Source organism: Rothia endophytica (assembly GCF_039543885.1).
Taxonomy (GTDB): Bacteria; Actinomycetota; Actinomycetes; order Actinomycetales; family Micrococcaceae; genus Rothia; species Rothia endophytica.
In genome coordinates this window covers 1,432,555-1,451,838 of the sequence record NZ_BAABKP010000001.1, presented here as the reverse complement: position 1 = coordinate 1,451,838, position 19,284 = coordinate 1,432,555, and the positions used below count along the sequence as shown (strand labels likewise).

Below are 19,284 nucleotides of genomic sequence, written 5' to 3'. Positions count from 1 at the left end.
TGTTTTGGGGACGGATTCAGCACTTGTAGGGAAACATGAGATTCTGCTCTTGATTCAGGGGCCAACGCAGGTTTTCTCATGGATTCCAGCAACCCGCGTCCCCTTTATGACCTCAAACCAGGAGGTGTTTTTCCCAACCCCATCCCCAATACACGAAGAAACAGGCAGAACAGCCTTAGAATGAACAATCAACACCCACCTACAAAGAAGTAGAACCAATCGTGAACAGCACCCAGAGCAGCCTTACCACCCCCTCGCCCTCCATCACCCTGCGCTTTTTAGCAGCCCCCACCGATGTGCTGACAGCAGGTTCCCAGGGGGTGCACGGCGGCCGCGTACTGGAGTGGATTGATAAGGCGGCCTACGCCTGTGCCGTGGGCTGGTCTGGCACCTACTGCGTCACCGCCTACGTTGGCCATATCCACTTCACCCGCCCCATCCCGTCCGGGCACATGGTGGAGGTGCGCTCGCGCATCGTCTACACCGGCCGGTCCACCATGCACATCGTCAATGAAGTGCTCTCGGCTGACCCTCGTGACGGTCTCTTCACGCGTGCTTGCGATTGTCTGGTGATCTTCGTAGCTATGGACGAGAACCGTAAGTCCCAGCCGGTAACCCCCTATGTGCCGGTCACCGATGAAGAGAAGCGGGTGCAGCAGGCAGCCATTTCGCGCATTGATTTGCGCAACGCTATTGAAGACGAGATGATAGCGCAGACCTATTCTTCAAACTCCACGGCGCCAGAAATTACCCATCGTTTTCTCGCCAAGCCCACCGACATTAACTGGGGCGGCAACGTTCATGGCGGCACCGCCATGGAGTGGATCGACGAGGCAGCCACCAGCGTGACCATGGCATGGAGCGGGGAGCGAACTGTAGCTGTTTATGCCGGCGGGGTGCGCTTCTACCGGCCGGTGCACATTGGGGATCTGGTGGAGGTAACCGCCCGTCTGGTGCGGACAGACGCCCGAACCATGGGCGTCATGGTACACCTGAGAGCCGGTGACCCGCGCGAACGCAACGAGGAACTGCCCCTAGCTATCCACGCCTCCATGACCTACGTTGCGGTAGATTATGACGGCAACGCGCTGCCTGCCCGCCCCTTCACCCCGCAGACCGATGAGGACCGTGCCCTGCGCCAGCACGCCATGCGCCTGCGCGAGCTACGTGCTGAATACGAGCCCATGCCTCTGGTTGCCCCCACCCAGCACAAGGTAAGGTTTACTGACTAACTGACTAGGGGGTGACCGGACCTTGGCGGGAGTGTACGCCTCAATCAAATTTATGGTTGAGGCTGTGCCTGGTGTGGTTGCGATGATTGAATCATTGTAATGGTAACTATTGTTCTTATTACCGCGGTTTTTTATGGTGTAGACCCTGGGTGTGTTCTCGGAGTACCGTGTGGGTCTGTTAAAGAGCTCACACGTTGCTATGCTCCGGGCCGGCTGAGAGAACGGCCTAGAGCGTATCGAGCAACAGAGCCTGGGCAAAGAAGTCTGCCTCCAGCTGGCAAGCTCGCCAGAAAGCCTGCTGCGCCGCCGCCCGCTGATGATCAGAGGCTGCCGCCAGCAATCCCTCGGCAATCTGCACTGCCCGAGCGGTCGATGCCTGGAAGGCCTCATCCCTGTAGGCCTCCACCCAATCCTTATAAGGGTGGTCCTCCGGAATAGCATCAGGCACGAAAGCCGCCAACTGCGCATACAGCCAGAAGCAGGGCAATACCGCGGCGACCGCAACCACGTAGTCGCTTCCAGTCTCAGCCCGCAAAAAGTCTGTATAAGCCAGAGTCGCAGGGGAGGGATGTACCGTTGAGGGGTCCAGATTCCACTGGGCGTGCATTCCCTGTTCAACCGCGATGCAACCGGTCACTGACTCCGCCCAGAAGCTGCGCTCCTCAGCCGACTGAGCAGCAGCAGCAAGACGCGCCAAAACTGCAGCATAGATGTTGAGGTAGTAGTCATCTTGTTCAATGTAGAACGTGAACTGTGACCCGCTCAAAGTACCCTGCATCAGTGCGGAAATAAAGCCGTCTGACCCAAAACGGTCGAGAGATTCGCCAGCATATTCCCAGAGCTCCCGGGTGTGCTCACCGGAGGCCTTCACAACGGGCTGGTGCCGGTTACGTTTGTCAGGAACAGCCGGGTTCTGCAGACCCGATTTAGCTTGTCGGCGCAACCGATGGAAGTGGTCGATGGGTCCGTTACCTGTTCCCACCGCCTGAGCTTCACCATATTGCAGAGCTTCATGCGCCCAGGAGGTCGCCCATTCAAGAGCTACCTGCGGGCTCTCACCCAGACCCAGCCGGGTTGCCAAGGCAGAAGACAGAGAACAACCGGTGCCGTGCGAGGCAGTGGTATCCACAAACCAGGACGCAGCATGGGCAAGTTCGCCGGTGGCGTTCACCAGGGTGTTGCCCCGGTCATCATCTGCCAGGTGCCCGCCCTTGGCAACCACCAGGGCACCGGTCTTTTCTGCCAAAACCTGTGCCTGGGCAATCAGCTCAGCTCGGCTGCTCGCCGCCGGTTTACCCACGAGGGCCGCCAGTTCGTCCACGTTTGGGGTCAGCACGGTGGCGCAGGTGAGCAGGTCAGCGGATACCGAGTCAGCTAGTGCCTGGCCCGAACTTGCCACCATCACAGGGTCAACGACCACAGAGATATTGGAGGGTAGGTTGCGTAGCCAGTTCACCACCACCGCAGCAGAGGCCTGGTCGGCGATCATCCCGACCTTGACCGCATCAATAATTACATCATCACTGACAGCCCGTAGCTGGGCTTCCAAAAAATCCGGGTCAGGGGTATGTACCTGCTGGACTCCACGGGTGTTCTGCACCACCAGAGAGGTTACTACCCCCATCCCGTAGCCACCGGCTGCAGCAATGGACTTCACATCAGCCTGTAAACCTGCGCCCCCCGTGGGATCGGTACCGGCAATAGAAAGGACACGAGCTATCATGCCATCAACTCCTTCAAAGAACGGGCAGCCTCGGCTGGATCAGTAGCCGCCATAATCGCAGATACCACGCAGCAACCTGCAACACCCGTCCTGCTGACCTCAGCGATGTTGCTGGTATTGAGCCCGCCAATGGCGACCGAACAAATACCTGATGCAGCGGCATCGGCCGCTAGCGCCTGCAAAGTATTCACGCCAAGCGCTGCCCCCGCATCCTTCTTGGTGTTGGTAGCGTAGACCGGCCCCATCCCGATAAGGTCGGGGCGAATGCTACCACTCAGTGCTGCCCGGAGCTCGGCGTGGGTTCCCACCGACAGCCCGATTCGGGGCCCAGCACCGAGTAATTCACGGGCGGTCTCCAGGGGCATGTCGCCCTGGCCGATGTGCACATCAAGGCTAAAGCGGGCAGCTACCTCCACCCGATCATTGACGATGAGGGGAACTTTTGCGGGTTCGGTGACGGAAAGAATTGACTCGACGAGGGCAGAGAAGGTTGTATCGTCGAGCTCTTTGTCGCGTACCTGGACGGTATTCACGCCACCGTCAATAGCTTCGGCAACCACTCCGGCTACCTTCTGCCACCCGCCAGCCATGCCAGAATCCGTGACCAGGTATAGGCCGTAGTTACCTTTCATTAGAGCACCTCGGTTTCACAGCTGGCGGTGCACCCTTCAGCAAGGTGAAGCCCATCGAGCCATGCCTCACGAAACGTTCCCGGACCTTTTGCAAGGGGGTGAGCGTATTCGGCAGCCGTAGCGAAGATGGCGTGAGCGGCGGCCGCGGCTTCGTGGGCGTCATCCCAGGCTGCCAAGTACGCAGCGACGACGGCACCCAGGGAGCAGCCTGTGCCGATTACTAAAGGCATGAAGGCACTGCCGCCGCTAACACGGGTGATTCGATGGGTGGAGACAATGATATCGGTGGCCCCTGAGAGGGCAACCACCCGGCCGGTTTCGCGAGCTAGGGCTATCGCCGCATCCAGGGCCGCTTCACCAGAATCGGTGGAGTCAACTCCTCGGCCTCCGGAGCGCTCTTGCTGGGTGAAAGCAGCGTGAAGGTTGAGAATTTCTGAGGGGTTGCCGCGAATAACGGTGGGTTTGGAGGTAAGTAACTCGACGGATAGTTCAGTACGAACCGTCAATCCGCCGACAGCTACCGGGTCAAGCACCCAGGGTGTACCGTGTGCAGTCGCTACTTTGACGGCGCTACGCATGGACTCCACATAGTAGGGGTCTGGATTGCCCATGTTAATGAGCAGGGCATCTGCCACTGCTGCGAATTGGCCTGATTCCTCGGGGTGGCTCACCATCGCGGGGGAGGCGCCCACTGCCAGAAGAACATTGGCTGAAATTTCCTGAACTACCGAGTTGGTCAGACAGTGCACCAGAGGGTTGCGAGCCCGGACAGTACGGTTAATGATCTCAATTGGCATGCTGGATGGAGTCATCACACATTCCCTTCGCTAATACTAACTAGAGCAGGTTCAACGGGTTCAATCTCAGCGCCAGAGACGGCGCACCCCGAGTGGTACTCACCATGGTAGCAGGTGAAATGTGCCCGTAGTTACATTGCTAGTTACGTTGCTCAGCGGATTAAAATGTTATTCAACCGAACCCGCTGAGTTATGCCTGTCATGGATGCTGGTATTTGACGCCCCCTATAAAATAGAGGTGTGAGCACTATCGATAGCACCCAGAGCCCGGCAGCCCCAATGCTGCGCACCATCGACCTGCGCGGCACCAGCCATTCCTATAAGGAGTTGCGCCAGATTGTTCCTCGCCAAACCAGTGACTATGTGGGCAACGCTCTCGCCACCGTCGAAGACATCATCGCCAGGGTACGCGCCGACGGCGCCCCCTACCTGCGCGAGCTCTCACAGCGTTTTGACGGCGTAACCCAGGGCGCCTTGCGCGTGCCCCAGTCCTCCATTGACGGTGCGGTTGCCGCCTTAGACCCTGCGGTGCGTGAGGGTCTTGAAATCGCCATCGCCCGCACCCGCGCCTTTGCGGCCGCCCAGCGTCCTGACGATAAAACTATCGAAGTAGCCCCCGGCGCTAAGCTCACCAACCGCTGGACGCCCGTACGCCGTGCTGGCGTCTACGTGCCCGGCGGTCTGGCCGTTTACCCCTCATCCGTCATCATGAACACTGTGCCCGCACAGGCGGCTGATGTTGGCTCCCTGGTGCTGTGCACCCCGCCCCAAAAAGAATTCGGCGGTCTGCCCCACCCCACCATCCTGGCGGCAGCCGGCCTCTTGGGGGTCACCGAGGTCTGGGCTATCGGCGGCGCCCAGGCGCTGGCCGCTATGGCCTACGGTATTGATGACGACGGTGAAACCCTAGAGCCGGTCGACACCATCACCGGCCCCGGTAACATCTTCGTCGCCATGGCAAAACGAGCTCTGCAGGGCGTGGTAGGCGTGGATGGCGAAGCCGGAACCACCGAAATCGCGGTCATTGCGGATGACACCGCCACCCCAGACTACGTAGCGGCTGACCTCATTTCCCAGGCTGAGCATGACCCTAACGCCGGGTCAATTTTGATTACCCACAGCTCGGCTCTAGCTAAGGCAGTCACCGAGGCCATCACCTCTCGCGCGGCTTCCACCAAACACGCCGAGCGTGTCGCCACCGCCCTGTCGGGCCCCCAGTCCGGCATTATTCTCACCAACTCACTGGATCAGTCCATTGCTGTGGCAGACGCCTATGCCGCTGAGCACCTTGAAATTCACACTGAGGACGCCGCGGCCGTCGCTGCCCGCGTCCGTAATGCTGGCGCTATTTTTATCGGCGGTTTTTCGCCTGTGCCTCTGGGGGATTACGCTGCTGGTTCTAACCACGTGCTTCCCACCGGTGGGTCGGCCGCATTTGCCTCAGGTTTGAATACCACCGTCTTCATGAAAGCGGTGCAGCTGATTGAGTACTCTGAAGAAGCTCTAGCAGAAATCGGTGACGCTATTGTCGCTGTCGCTGAAGACGAAGATTTGCCCGCCCATGGTGAGGCCATTACCGCACGCACGAAAGGCAACTAATGTACTGCCCCTTCTGCCGTCACACCGATTCCCGCGTTGTTGACTCCCGTACAACCGATGACGGCGGCGCTATCCGCCGCCGCCGCCAGTGCACCGAGTGCGGTAAACGTTTCACCACCGTAGAAACTACCGCCGTTGCGGTCATCAAGCGATCCGGGGTGACCGAGCCTTTCAACCGAGGAAAAATTATCTCCGGTGTGCGTAAAGCTTGTCAGGGGCGCCCTGTCGGGGAGGACGACCTGGCTAAGCTGGCCCAGGAAGTTGAAGAGTCCATTCGTGCTAAAGGTCTGGCAGAAATTGATGCCCACGAAGTGGGCCTGAGCATCCTGGAGCCGCTTTCACGTCTGGACACCGTAGCCTATCTTCGCTTCGCCAGCGTTTACCAGGCCTTTGAATCCCTGGCTGATTTTGAGCGAGCTATCGCAGACTTGCGTAACAGTGGGGCTGAGGAGGGCGAGCAGCCAACCCTCATCTAAGTCAGTGACAGTCGCACCCGCAGGTGTGGGGTGCTTAGACCCAAAATGATGAGAGGCAGTACCCTGGTGGGCACTGCCTCTTAGCATTTAGCTATACAGCCGTACTGACTGGGGCAGGCCCTCATCGGAAGCAAACTCAAGGTTCCACTGCCTACCTTCGGGGTGCGGGGGTAGCTGAAGATCCACGTCACCACCTGTATTGAAGACTAACAAGAGACCTTCTAGCTGCAGTTGGAAGCACCTGAAGGCAGGGTCATGCCAGTCGTGGTCCTGTGTATGGTGCCCGTCGGCTCGCCACCAGAGCGCTTCATCTCCGTGCAAAAATTCTTGCTGGTGCAGCTGGGGGAAACGGCGGCGCAACGTGATGAGCTCTGCCACGTAAGCCGATAGCTCCTTGTCCGCAGATTCCCAATCAAGCCAGGTGATGTCGTTATCCTGGCAGTAGGCGTTGTTATTGCCCCACTGGGTGTTCCCCAGCTCATCGCCGGCCAGTAGCATGGGCACTCCCTGAGAGAACATTAGAGTTGCCAGCATAGCTTTGATACGACGTTTTCTCACCAGGGTAATGTGGGGATCATCGCTGGGACCTTCGACGCCGCAGTTATCGCTAAAGTTTTCGCCGTGACCGTCCCTATTGTCCTCACCGTTAGCTTCATTGTGCCGCAGGGAGTAGCTCACCACATCATGGAGGGTGAAGCCGTCGTGGGCTGTAATGAAGTTGATGGACGCACTAGCGGGCCTGCTGCTGTGGTCAAAGCGCTCGGCGCTGCCCAGCAGTGCCGAGGCAAGCTTGGCCATACCCTCGGCATCACCTCGCCAAGCCTGGCGCACGCCATCTCTGAAGGTGTCGTTCCATTCGCGCCAGGGGTGCGGGAACTGGCCCAGCTGGTAGCCCCCTCGGCCAATATCCCAGGGCTCAGCGATGATCTTGAGATGTCTGAGAACAGGGTCTTGTGAGATTGCTTGGAAGAAGGCTGAACGATAGTTAAAACCGGTGTGGGAACGCCCCAAAGTGCTGGCTAGGTCGAAGCGGAAACCGTCCACACCGTAGCGCTGGGCAAAATGACGCAAAGAATCGAGCACAAGCCGCAGGACGTGGGGGCTACGGACAGCTAGGGTATTACCGGTGCCGCTGTGATTAGCATAAGACCTATCGGCGTTGCGCATATAGTAGTGGTGGTCGTTGAGGCCGCGCATTGAAAGGGTAGGGCCGCCCTGGTCACCCTCACCGCTGTGATTGAACACCACATCCAAAATGACCTCGATGCCGTTCTCGTGTAGAGCGTGCACAGCCTGCCTGAATTCAATATCGGCGTGCGCCCCGGTTTTATCTCCGGAGGCATAACGGGGTTCTAGTGCTGAAAAACCGATGGGCTGGTAGCCCCAGTAGTTGGTGAGGCCGCGCTCAGTGATGTGCTGGTCATCTAAGAAGGCTTGAACGGGCAGTAGCTCCAACGCATTGACGCCCAGACCTTTGAGATAGTCGAGCACGGCGGGATGGCCCAGAGCTGCGTAGGAGCCTCGAATCTGGTCAGGGATACCTGGGTGCTTTTGTGTCAGGCCTTTAACGTGGGCCTCAAGAATCACCACATCCGCCCAGGAATGATGCGGGCGGTTGCTGGTGGGGTCAAAGGTGGTATCAGGTGCAGCCGGTACCACACACTTCGGTACAACCGGTGCGCTGTCGCCAACAGCGCGCCCCGCCATCATCGGGTCCCAGTATAAAGGGGCTTCAAGTTCCTGTGCCCAGGGATCAATGAGAATTTTTTCAGGGTTGAAGTTTTGGTTATTGCCGGTGGCACGAAGACCGTATCGGTCACCTGCGTGCACACCGGCAATATCGCCGATCCAATATTCGCCGTCACGGCGAGTTAGTTCATGCCGAGTTTCGCAATCGTTTTCATCGAAAAGACAAAACCAAACATTCGTGGCTTCTGGTGCCCAAACCTCTATTTTCATTCAATGAGATTATCAAACATTGCTGCATACTGTGTAGCCGACTGCTCCCAGCCAACAGGTGCGTTCATCGCGGTGTGGCGTAGCTGAGACCACGCCTCGGCATCACCGTAGAGATCTATGGCACGGCCGAGAGCGAAACTGAGCCCTCCGGCATCGATGGTTCCGCCCAGGTAAGCGTCCCCGAAAGTAAAGCCGGTGGCAATGCCTGCAGCCAGATTCTCGGGGGTAGCATCGCAGACGGTATCACGGAGCCCACCGGTGGCGGCGACAACCGGTATAGTACCGTAGCGCATGCCGTAAAGCTGCGTCAGACCGCTAGGCTCGAACCGTGAAGGAACCAGTACGATATCGCCACCGGCGTACAGTCGGTGGCTCAGAGCCTCGTCGTAACCAATGCGCAGGCCTACCTGGCCCGGGTAGCGGGCAGCTAGATCGCCGAGCGCAGCCTCATAATCAGCGTCGCCAGAGCCCAGAATCGCTACAGCTCCACCGCGCTCCAAAAAGCCCGGTAGTGCTTCAACCATCAGATCAATGCCCTTCTGATAAGTCAAGCGGGTCACCACAACGGCGAGAGGGCCAGTGGGTTCAGCCAGACTGAATTCTTGCAGTAGGCGCTGACGGTTTTCAGCTTTTCCAGAAGTATCTAGAGCTGAGTAGGGCACAACCTCGGGGTCGGTTGCCGGGTCCCAGACCGAGACGTCAACACCGTTAATAAAGCCTGCTAGTTCACCGCGGTCCCGGCGAGCCTTGACGACCCCTTCAAGACCAAAACCGAAGTGAGCCTCGGTCAGCTCTTGGGCATAGCTGGGGCTCACCGTGGTAAGACGGGAGGCATGCACCATACCCGCCTTAAGGGTGGATAGCAGCCCGTGGTATTCCAGGGATTCAGGTGTGAAATCCCAGGAGGGCAGACGCAGGTAGTCTAGCTGGTCGGCACCCACGATGCCCTGGAATGCGATGTTGTGCACGGTCATCACGGTCGGTATCTGAGAACCGGCATAGCGCAGGTAAGAAGGAACCAAACCTGCCTGCCAGTCATGGGCATGCACCAGATCGGGCTTCCACTTATCCTTGGTTCCGTGCAGAGCAATCTGGGCGCCCACCCAGCTGAGAGCCGCGAAACGCACGTGGTTATCGTGGAAGTCGTGACCGTGAGCGGAGTAGGGCCCGCCGTCACGGTCAAAGAGGTGCGGGGCATCCAGCAACAGGACGTTAAGCCCATCAATCTTGCCGCGAACCACCGCAGCGGGGCCGCCGAAAAGGTTTTCATCGCCCCACACGCGGGTGCCGCGTCCAATTTTTTGGAGCAGACCGGGGTAAGCGGGGAGCAGTACCTTGGTTTTCCAACCTAGCGGTTCTAACGCGGCAGGCAGAGCGCCCACCACATCTGCCAGACCACCAGTTTTGATGAGAGGTGCACATTCAGATGCTACCGATAGAACGCGTTTTATACGACGAGCCATGAGGAAATTTACCCTTCTTGTGCAGCTGAGCGGCGATCAATCATTTTCTGGGTAATCAGAGTTATCCCGGTGGCGGTCACGCTGAACCACTTAGCGTCCTCTTCTGGATCTTCACCCACTACTAGACCTTCAGGGATGGTTACGTCACTGTCCACCACGCAACGGGTCAGACGCGCTGAACGGCCAATATCAACCTTGGGAAGCACCACGGACTGATCCAGCTGAGCGTACGAGTGCACGCGGGTGCCGGTGTAGAGCAGCGAGTTAGAAACAGTGGCACCTGAAATGATGCAGTCACCGGCGATCAGGGACTGAATGGCCTGACCAACTCGCCCCTCCTGGTTGTGAACAAACTTAGCGGGAGGAGTGAGCTCTGAGTAAGTCCAAATCGGCCATGAACGATCGTAGAAGTCCAGGGGAGGAATCATTGAGGTCAGGTCAAGGTTAGCCTGCCAGAAGGAATCAATGGTACCGACATCTCGCCAGTAGGGCTCGGTTTCCAGACCGCTCATGACGCAAGAATCGCTGAAGCGGTGGGCGTAAGCACCGCCGTCCTTCACAATCAGGGGAATAATATCGTGCCCGAAATCGTGAGAGGACTCGGGGTTCTCGGCATCAGCGATCAGTATTTCCCTCAGGTAGGACCAGTCAAAGACGTAGATGCCCATCGAGACCAGGGACTCATCGGGGTTATCGGGGCTTGCCGGGGGGACATCTGGCTTTTCGAGGAAGTCGACAATCTGGCTGTTCTCATCAACGGCCATAACACCAAAGGCACTTGCCTCATCACGTGCGACGGTCAGGCAGCCGACAGTTACATCAGCGCCCTTCTCCACGTGGTGCTGCAACATGATTTCGTAGTCCATCTTGTAAATGTGATCGCCGGCTAGGACTACAATGTACTCCACCTGGTAGTCATCAACGATGTCAATGTTCTGGTAGATGGCGTCGGCAGTGCCCATGTACCACTGGTGTTCTGACACGCGCTGGCTGGCGGGCAGAATATCGAGGTACTCGTTGCGTTCTGCGCGGAAGAAGCTCCAGCCACGCTGCAGGTGGCGGATGAGAGAGTGTGCCTTGTACTGGGTTGCTACAGCAATCTTACGAATACCTGAGTTGTAGGCATTCGAAAGGGGAAAGTCGATAATTCGGGCCTTGCCACCAAAGTGAACTGCTGGCTTAGCTCTGCGGTCAGTGAGCTCTTCGAGGCGGCTACCACGGCCGCCTGCGAGGACAAAAGCCATAGCTTGATTCGATAGTCGGTGGGTGCTGTCCCTTTGAGTGGTGGTTGAGCTGAGATGAATCATGATTGTTCCTCTACAAAATAGATGACTGACAAGGGTGGAAGTTTGAGGAGGGCTGACTGGGCTTCGTTACCCATAGGCACAGGTTCGGTTTCAATAGCACCACCGTGGCCACGATTTCCGCCGTGGTAGTGGGCAGCATCGGTATTGAGGGCTTCAATCCAGCGACCGGCCAGCGGGAAGGGCACGCGGTAGCCATCGCGTTCAATCGGGTTTAGGTTCATGACTACCACTACGTGCCGGTCACCCGCCCAGCCGCGTCTCAGCCAGGCGTAGACCTGCTCATCGACGGCATCGACCAGTAGCCACTGAAAGCCGTGAGGGTCAGAGTCGCTGCGGTGTAGGGCAGGTTGTTGCCGGTATAGGCTATTGAGGTCTCGTACCAACGACAGGACGCCGGCGTGACCCTTGTCTTCTAGGACGTGCCAGTCAAGTTCGCTTTCGTAGTTCCACTCACTGGGCTGGCCAAATTCTTGCCCCATGAAGAGAAGCTTCTTGCCGGGGTAGGCCCACATGTAGGCCAGGAAGGCTTTGAGATTACCCAGCTTGGCTGCGTGATCCCCGGGCATCCGCCCGTAGAGGGAACCCTTGCCGTGCACAACCTCGTCGTGGCTAATGGGTAGCATGAAACGTTCACTAAAGATGTAAGTGATGCCAAAGGTCAACAAATCAGAGTGATACTTACGGTAAATCGGGTCTAGCCCAAAGTAGCGCAGTGAGTCATTCATCCAGCCAAGGTTCCATTTGAAGTCAAAACCCAGGCCACCGTGCTCGGTTGCGCGGGTGACTCCGGGGAAGGTGGTGGATTCCTCAGCGATCATCATGGCACCTTCAACGGTGCGCTCAATGGCGTCGTTGGTGGTTTTCAAGAATTCGATGGCTTCGTAGTTCTCGGGCCCGCCGTCCTTATTGGGCACCCACTCGCCATCCTTGCGTGAATAGTTGCGGTGAATGATAGAGGCAACGGCGTCGACGCGCAGACCGTCCAAGTGAAATTCCTGCAACCAGTAGAGCGCGTTAGACCGTAGGTGACCGGCCACCTCCGGGCGGCCATAGTTATAGATGAGGGTGTTCCAGTCGGGGTGGAAACCTTCTTGCGGGTTCTGGTGCTCATAGAGTGCGGTCCCGTCAAAGTAGCCTAGCCCGTGGGCGTCGGTAGGGAAGTGCCCCGGCACCCAGTCGGCAATAACCCCGATGCCCTTTTGATGAGCCCGATCAACGAAAGCCTGAAAATCCTCGGGCAGACCGTAGCGAATGGTGGGAGCGTACATGCCGATGGGCTGATAACCCCAGGAACCGTCAAAGGGGTGTTCAGTGATAGGTAAAACCTCGATGTGGGTAAAGCCAAGATCAGCGACGTAGTCGATTAGATCATGCCATCCTTCACGCCGCCACGAGCCGAGGTGAACCTCATAGACGCTTACCGGGGTGGTCAGTGCGTCCACCTCAGCACGTTTTTTCAGCCAAGCGCCATCCTGCCAGGAGTGCTTGCCAAGAGCGCGCACCACCGAGGCGTTCGCAGGAGGCATTTCTGAGCCAAACCCCACCGGGTCAGCTTTGAGAGGCATGAGCTCGCCCTCGGCTGTGAGGATCTCGTACTTGTAGGTTTCCCCCTCGGTGAGACCAGGAATGAAGAGCTCCCAAATACCGCTGGAGCCTCGCAGACGCATGGGATGGGCAATGCCATTCCACACGTTGAAATCGCCCACCACAGAAACGCGGCTAGCATTCGGCGCCCACACGGCGAAATGTACACCCGGTACATTTTCGTGTTGCATGGGGTGGGCACCAAGCACCTGCCAGAGAGACTCATGGCGGCCCTCACTGATGAGATGTTCATCGAGGGAACCTATAACCGGGGTGAACCGATAAGGGTCCTCTTTCTCCTCAACATATCCGCCATTCCATTCAATGCGCAGGCGGTAGTAGGGGAGTGACTCACCCACAAAGACGGGCACATCACCCCAGCGCTGCACCAGTTCTCGCTGGTCCGTTGCGTTGACGGCCCACACTCGATGAGCGCCGGGAAGAAGCGCCACAATTTCGGTGCCATCCTCGCTTGGTCCCAGAACCTTGAACGGGTCCCGGTGTGTTCCTGCAGCGAGGACGCGGGCTTCTTCGTGGGTGATTGCCATGATTATTTCTCCAGTCTCCTTAAGGTCTTAAGGATGCAGCCTAAAGGGCTGATTCAACTCCCCAGACTTCGGTCATGTATTCGCGTACCGACCGGTCCGAACTGAAATACCCCATGCGGGCTATGTTCAGCACGGCCATACGGTTCCAGCGGGCTGTGTCGCGGTAAGCTTCTTCAACCTCTTGCTGAGCGCGGTCATAGTCATCAAAATCTGACGCAACGAGGAACCAGTCGCTGTTCCACATGTTGTCAACAAGCTGACCAAACCTATAGGGCTCATCAGGGCTGAAGGTGCCTTCTGCAACTGCCTGCAGGATGTCTTGAAGAGCCTGGCTCTTCTCAATGGCTGCACGCGAGTGCCCCCGCTGGCTTCGTCGCTGGGCTACTTCTTCGGTAGTGAGACCGAAGAGGAAGAAATTATCTGCACCGACATGCTCACGTATCTCAACGTTAGCGCCGTCGAGTGTACCGATAGTTAATGCACCGTTAAGCGCAAACTTCATGTTGCCGGTACCGGAGGCTTCCATGCCGGCGGTTGAGATTTGCTCGGAGAGATCCGAGGCAGGAATCAACTTCTCAGCCATGGTGACGTTGTAGTTAGGAGGGAAGACAATGCGCAGCAGGTGCTGAGTTTCGGGGTCGTTATTGACAACCTCTGCCACGTCGTTAATCAACTTAATGATGTCTTTGGCGGTGTGGTAGCTGGGCGCTGCCTTGCCTGCAAAGATCTTGACGCGGGGCACCCAGCCTGCGTTGGGATCCCTCTTAATGCGCTGGTAATGAGCGATGGTCCAGAGGATGTTCAGCAGCTGACGCTTGTACTCGTGCATGCGCTTGACCTGTGAATCAACCAGAGCATTGGTGGGTAGATCCAGGTCGTGCTCTTCCTTTAGCCACTGCGAGAAGCGTTCTTTAGCAGCCAGCTTGGTCTGGGCGAAAGCGTTCAGGAAAGCGGGGTCATCGGCATGAGCTTCAAGTTCGCGCAGACGATCAAGGTCGGTTTCCCAGCCTTCACCGATGGTCTTGGTGATGAGGTCAGCAAGTGCGGGGTTAGCCAGTTTGAGCCAGCGGCGGGGAGTGATGCCGTTGGTGATGTTGACGATGCGATCGGGGTGGAGGGCATCGTGAGCCGGGAAGAGCTCGGTCCTCACCAGTTCAGTGTGTAGCGCTGAGACACCATTGACACGGTGGCTGGTGGTGAAGGCAAGATCGCCCATATTCACTTGGTCGCCTGAAATCAGGCGTGCTGGGTGGTGTGAACCTGCCTGCAGCTCAACAAATTTTTGGTCCAGACGCTCGATGATCTGAAGGTGGCGCGGGAGCACATTGCGCATGAGGCCCACCGTCCAGCGTTCTAGCGCCTCAGGCAGCAGGGTGTGGTTGGTGTAGCCCAGCACGAGGGTGGACAGGTCGGTTGCCCGGTCGAAGTCAAAGCCGTGTTCATCAACCAGAATACGAATAAGCTCCGGCCCGGCAATAGCGGGGTGAGTATCGTTCATCTGAATAGCGACGTGGGCATCCAAGTTTTCCAGCGAGTCGTGGTTCACCAGGTGGCGGCGCACGATGTCCTGCACGGATGCTGAGGTAAGGAAGTATTCCTGGGAGAGGCGAAGCTGCTTACCGCCATCGGTGGTGTCATTGGGGTAGAGCACTCGGCTGAGACTACGAGCCAGAGCTTCAGGTTCTGCGGCTGCTGCGAAGTCACCGGAGTTGAACCTGCCCAGGTCAAAGAGGTCAGCATTAGGGGTAGCTGCCCAGAGGCGGAGAGTGTTAGCCCACTTGCCGCCGTAGCCCACCACGGGGCTGTCAAAAGCCTGAGCCTGGACGTGGGTGCCGGGCTGCCAGCGCAGAACACCATTTTCTTCGTAGACATCACCGCCGAAGCCAACACCGTAGACCGTTTCGGGGCGAGCATAGTCCCAGGGGTTGCCGTGGGCAAGCCAGTTTTCGGGGTTTTCCTGCTGGCGACCGTCCTTGAAGCTCTGCTCAAATAGACCGTGTTCGTAGCGCAGACCATAGCCGTAGGCGGGACAGCCCACGGTTGCCATGGACTCAAGGTAACAGGCTGCCAAGCGGCCCAGACCACCATTACCCAGAGCGGCATCCGGCTCTTCGCTGGCAACGGTCTCGAAGTCGACCCCCAAACTCTCGAGGGCCTCAGCGGCAATATCGCGCAGACCCAGGTTAATGGCAAGGTCTTCGGTGAGGCGACCGATGAGGAATTCCATGGAGAGGTAGTAGACGCGCTTGCGGTCTTCGTCCCAGGTGCGTCGAGTTGATGCAAACCAGGGGTCTACCGCATGATCTCGCAGAGTGTGCGAAAGAGCAATTCTCCAGTCGAAAACAGTCGAATGCTTGGGGTCTTTACCTGCAGTGAACTGGAGGTGCTTTAAGAGTGATGAGCGGAAACTAGCTACTGATGTTTCTGGGCTTGTGTGTTCTGTCATACATTTATTCTATTTCTACGAATTTCATATTCACAAGGCATTTCACCGAGACGCGCCATTGTTGCTTTTTTTACTGTGATTGAAGGTGAAAATTGTTGGTTTATGCCATTCATGTGTCGTTCTTGTGACCCGAGTTACTTTTATGGCAACATATGTGGTATAAATCACCCCCGCCATTAACGGGTGAACGGCGGGGGTGGAATTAAGGCGGAACCGGTAGGGTGTGCTCTAGGCTGCGCGGCGTTCTTGCTCGGACGGCATGCCCGCTGCCCACACCGCAGCACCGACGATTCCAGCGTTGTTACGCAACTCGGCCATGACGATAGGCGTGCGAACATCTTCTTCGAAATAGGGCAGAAACTTCTCGGGATTCTTCGAGATACCGCCACCGATGATGAAGAGGTCGGGGGTGAAGAGCATTTCTACGTGGGTGAAGTAGCGGCGCAGACGCTTGCCGTACTTCATCCACGACAGTTCGTGAGTTTCACGAGCGCGGGCGGACGCCTGGGTTTCAGCGTCATGCCCATCGATTTCCAGGTGACCCAGCTCGGTGTTGGGCACCAGCTGGCCATTGATAATGAGCGCTGAGCCAATCCCGGTGCCCAGCGTGATAACAGCAATCAGCCCGGGCTTGTCTCGGCCCTGGCCGTAGATAGCCTCAGCCAGACCAGCGGCGTCCGCATCATTGAGGGCGTACACCTTACGCCCATCCAGCGCGGCGCTCATAATGCCCTCAAGGTCAGCACCGATCCAGGTCTCATCAACGTTGGCCGCTGAGAGGGTTACGCCGTTCTTCACCACGGCTGGGAAATCAATGCCGATTGCTGAATCGGGTGCAGGAGCTAGCTCCCTGCCCTGCAACTCGTCCACGATTTCGCGTACCACAGTCGCACAAGCCTCAGGGGTGGCGGGTTGCGGGGTGGGAATGCGGAAGCGTTCGCCCACCAGGTTGCCGGTACGGGTGTCTACCACACCGCCCTTCATGCCGGTGCCACCAATATCGATGCCGATGGCCAGGTCGTTGGGTTTTGGTGCAGGGATTTCAGCGGTGATTGTCTCGCTCATGAGCGCTCCTTGGGGCGGGTTTTTTGATAAAGGTCTAGCTATTAGGGGAGGGTGAGGATGTCTACGCCATCTGAGGTGACGACCATGGTGTGCTCGAACTGAGCTGAACGCTTACGGTCACGGGTCACCACGGTCCAGTCGTCCTCCCACATGTCCCATTCGATGGTGCCGAGGGTAAGCATGGGTTCGATGGTGAAGATCATACCCTCTTCAATGACGGTGTTGTAGGCGGGGGCGGCGTCGTAGTGGGGGATGATGAGCCCGGAATGGAACTCGCGGCCCACCCCGTGGCCGGTGAAGTCTCGCACTACACCGTAACCGAAACGGGCGGCGTACTTCTCAATGACGCGGCCAATAATGTTGATTTCGCGGCCAGGCTTAACCGCCTTCATAGCGCGGTTCAAAGCCTCTTCGGTGCGTTCCACCAGTAGGCGGGATTCCTCGTCAACGGTGCCCACCAACAGGGTGCGGTTGGTGTCGCCGTGCATATCGTTCAGGTAGGCGGTGACGTCCAGGTTGAGGATATCCCCGTCCTCTAGCACGGTGGAGTCAGGAATACCGTGGCAGATGACCTCATTGAGAGAGGTGCAGACGCTTTTGGTGAAACCGCGGTAATCCACAGTAGAGGGGTAGGCGCCGTGATCGCAGATGTATTCGTGCACCAGTACGTCAATCTCGTTGGTGGTGGTGCCGGGGACGGCAATTTTTTTAGCCTCCACGATAGCACCGGCAGCAATTTTGCCAGCTGCACGTACCAGCTCAACCTCTTCGGGGGTGTAGAAGTTAGAGCCTTGACCCTCGTTGGCTTCAGCCTTACCCACGTATTCGGGGCGGATGATATGTGCTGGCACCGGGCGCTGGGGGGCAACAACACCTGGGGTGAGTGCGCCGACCGGAGCTTTACCGGGCTCAGCAGGTAGATTGTGGGAGGAAGTGATAGTCGACATGGTTTCTATGGTAGTCGCCAGCCGCACCACCTGCCCATCAGCGTCCGCCCGACGCGTGTGCAGAAACTGTATTTTTTGCCATCTTGACCCAGCGATACCGGTCTGGACAGTGGTTCGCCCCTGGCTGGTTGACTTACCGGGGGAGTAGACTGCTAGGGTAAGCTCGCTCACGCAAGCACCGATTACTTTTAGGAGGAGCAATGCCGCTCGACGGTCTCACCCCCGGTCCCCACGCCACAGAGTTCTACTACAACCTCAAAACTGGGCAGGTAGAAGAAGGCCAGCAATCCCCGGTTAAAGATCTATGGGGCCCTTTCAACACTCGCGAAGAAGCTGCTAACGCTATGGAGTCCGCTCGTAAGCGCAACGAAGAACTGGATGCCGAAAAGGATGGCTGGTTCTAACCTGGGGTCACGCGGCGCTTTGACGCTGCTGGACGTGCCCTGCTATTTAGCTGTCGAAGCGATGTTCTGGGGCGGGGTAGGCCCCTGAGCGCACGTCCGTTCGGTAAGCTTTAGCCCCGTCGGTGAGGGTTTCAAAGAGATTGGCGTACTGTTTGACGAAGCGTGCCATTTTGCCGTCCCGCAGACCGAAGGCGTCCTGCCAGACCAGTACCTGCCCGGATGTCTCCGCACCGGCGCCGATGCCGATGATGGGGACGCGAACCGCCCGGTTGATGGAGGCTGTAACATCGCTGCGAGTCATTTCCATCAGCAGACAAAAAGCGCCCGCTTCTTCGAGAGCCAGCGCGGTTTCCTGCAGGATATCCCCACCGGTGCGCCCCTGCACGCGGAAGCCGCCCAGGGCATGTTCAGACTGGGGGGTGAAACCAATATGAGCCATCACGGGGACGCCGGCGGCTACTAGGGTTCGCACATGATCCACGTGGTGGGCGGTCGCTTCCATCTTGATGGCGTGCGCCCCACCCTCTTTCATAAAGCGAACCGCGGTGGCGACCGCCTGAGCCGGGCTTTGCTCGTAGGAGCCAAAGGGAAGATCCGCTACCACCATAGCGCGCTGAGCGGCGGTGGAGACCGCCTTGACCAGCGGAATCATTTCATCAACGGTGATGGTGAGGGTCGATTCATGCCCCAGCACGTTATTGCCCGCTGAGTCACCGATCAGCAGAATATCGATGCCAGCCCCGTCAAAAATAGTGGCGGTTAGAGCATCATAGCTGGTGAGCATAGCAAACTTTTCGCCGACGTCCTTGGCCTGTTGCAGGTGCACAGTGCGCACTTTTTTAACGGCTAGCACGCTGCTCTCTTCGGTTGCTGTAGTGGCGGCAGCTACCGGAGCCCCGGCGCTGTAAGGGGCGGTTTCTTCGTTAGACATACTCTCTACTGTATCGACCCCTGCGCCGGGTGCAAGCCTAACCCTCGGGCATTATCTCGAACGGTGAAAGTTTTGTTTAAAGCAGGTTACGGCACCCTGGTCCTTGCCGCTGTTGCCTATGCCCTGGCGTACAGTTAAGGGCAGGATGTATCTTCCGTATCACGGTGGCTA

15 protein-coding genes and 1 riboswitch are annotated in these 19,284 nt (G+C 57.8%); of the genes, 4 read left to right on the top strand and 11 right to left on the bottom strand.

Features of this window, described 5'->3' with window-relative positions; all coding sequences use genetic code 11:
• Window positions 1-221: 221 nt before the first annotated feature.
• The gene (locus ABD982_RS06460; protein WP_345445700.1) at window positions 222-1,232 is read left to right on the top strand and encodes an acyl-CoA thioesterase; all 1,011 of its coding nucleotides are present in this window, start codon (window positions 222-224) and stop codon (window positions 1,230-1,232) included.
• A gap of 226 nt (window positions 1,233-1,458) precedes the next feature.
• On the opposite strand, the gene ABD982_RS06455 is transcribed toward ABD982_RS06460, so the two are convergent.
• The 3 genes from ABD982_RS06455 to thiM form a co-directional block, all read right to left on the bottom strand.
• On the bottom strand, window positions 1,459-2,955 hold the full coding sequence (locus ABD982_RS06455; RefSeq protein WP_345445698.1) for a bifunctional hydroxymethylpyrimidine kinase/phosphomethylpyrimidine kinase: 1,497 nt from the start codon (window positions 2,953-2,955) through the stop codon (window positions 1,459-1,461).
• Window positions 2,952-3,587, bottom strand: coding sequence for a thiamine phosphate synthase (gene thiE / locus ABD982_RS06450; protein ID WP_345445696.1), 636 nt, complete (start codon window positions 3,585-3,587; stop codon window positions 2,952-2,954). Before thiE ends, ABD982_RS06455 begins: the two co-directional genes overlap by 4 nt.
• A complete protein-coding gene (thiM, locus tag ABD982_RS06445; protein WP_345445694.1) occupies window positions 3,587-4,399 on the bottom strand; it encodes a hydroxyethylthiazole kinase in 813 nt (270 codons plus the stop codon). Before thiM ends, thiE begins: the two co-directional genes overlap by 1 nt.
• Window positions 4,389-4,485: riboswitch (TPP riboswitch) on the bottom strand. It overlaps the preceding gene by 11 nt.
• A 178-nt stretch (window positions 4,486-4,663) precedes the next feature.
• On the opposite strand from thiM, the gene hisD reads away from it, so the two are divergent.
• Both hisD and nrdR read left to right on the top strand, forming a co-directional pair.
• Window positions 4,664-5,983: a histidinol dehydrogenase gene (gene hisD / locus ABD982_RS06440; protein WP_345445792.1), complete on the top strand. Its 1,320-nt coding sequence runs from the start codon at window positions 4,664-4,666 to the stop codon at window positions 5,981-5,983.
• Window positions 5,983-6,459, top strand: coding sequence for a transcriptional regulator NrdR (gene nrdR, locus ABD982_RS06435; RefSeq protein WP_251379809.1), 477 nt, complete (start codon window positions 5,983-5,985; stop codon window positions 6,457-6,459). Before hisD ends, nrdR begins: the two co-directional genes overlap by 1 nt.
• Window positions 6,460-6,546: 87 nt before the next feature.
• Here the strand turns inward: nrdR and glgX are convergent, their stop codons facing one another.
• From glgX to map, 7 genes are all read right to left on the bottom strand, one after another.
• Window positions 6,547-8,418 carry a glycogen debranching protein GlgX gene (gene glgX, locus ABD982_RS06430; RefSeq protein WP_345445692.1) on the bottom strand — a complete coding sequence of 624 codons (1,872 nt, stop codon included), beginning with the start codon at window positions 8,416-8,418 and terminating at the stop codon, window positions 6,547-6,549.
• On the bottom strand, window positions 8,415-9,881 hold the full coding sequence (gene glgA, locus ABD982_RS06425) for a glycogen synthase GlgA (protein WP_345445690.1): 1,467 nt from the start codon (window positions 9,879-9,881) through the stop codon (window positions 8,415-8,417). Before glgA ends, glgX begins: the two co-directional genes overlap by 4 nt.
• A gap of 8 nt (window positions 9,882-9,889) precedes the next feature.
• Window positions 9,890-11,188: a glucose-1-phosphate adenylyltransferase gene (glgC, locus tag ABD982_RS06420; RefSeq protein WP_345445688.1), complete on the bottom strand. Its 1,299-nt coding sequence runs from the start codon at window positions 11,186-11,188 to the stop codon at window positions 9,890-9,892.
• Entirely contained in the window at window positions 11,185-13,320 is a 2,136-nt protein-coding gene (gene glgB / locus ABD982_RS06415) for a 1,4-alpha-glucan branching protein GlgB (RefSeq protein ID WP_345445686.1), read from the bottom strand. Before glgB ends, glgC begins: the two co-directional genes overlap by 4 nt.
• Before the next feature lie 40 nt (window positions 13,321-13,360).
• Window positions 13,361-15,766, bottom strand: a complete 2,406-nt coding sequence (locus ABD982_RS06410) for a glycogen/starch/alpha-glucan phosphorylase (RefSeq protein WP_345445684.1) — start codon at window positions 15,764-15,766, stop codon at window positions 13,361-13,363.
• Window positions 15,767-15,994: 228 nt separating this feature from the next.
• Window positions 15,995-16,831 carry a polyphosphate--glucose phosphotransferase gene (gene ppgK / locus ABD982_RS06405; protein ID WP_251379815.1) on the bottom strand — a complete coding sequence of 279 codons (837 nt, stop codon included), beginning with the start codon at window positions 16,829-16,831 and terminating at the stop codon, window positions 15,995-15,997.
• Between the two features lie 41 nt (window positions 16,832-16,872).
• Window positions 16,873-17,778 carry a type I methionyl aminopeptidase gene (gene map, locus ABD982_RS06400; RefSeq protein ID WP_251380158.1) on the bottom strand — a complete coding sequence of 302 codons (906 nt, stop codon included), beginning with the start codon at window positions 17,776-17,778 and terminating at the stop codon, window positions 16,873-16,875.
• A gap of 200 nt (window positions 17,779-17,978) precedes the next feature.
• Here map and ABD982_RS06395 point away from each other — a divergent pair, with 200 nt between their 5' ends.
• Window positions 17,979-18,182, top strand: a complete 204-nt coding sequence (locus ABD982_RS06395) for an SPOR domain-containing protein (protein WP_345445681.1) — start codon at window positions 17,979-17,981, stop codon at window positions 18,180-18,182.
• 46 nt (window positions 18,183-18,228) lie between these two features.
• Here ABD982_RS06395 and panB read toward each other — a convergent pair whose 3' ends face one another.
• Window positions 18,229-19,113, bottom strand: coding sequence for a 3-methyl-2-oxobutanoate hydroxymethyltransferase (gene panB / locus ABD982_RS06390; RefSeq protein WP_345445679.1), 885 nt, complete (start codon window positions 19,111-19,113; stop codon window positions 18,229-18,231).
• Window positions 19,114-19,284: the final 171 nt, after the last annotated feature.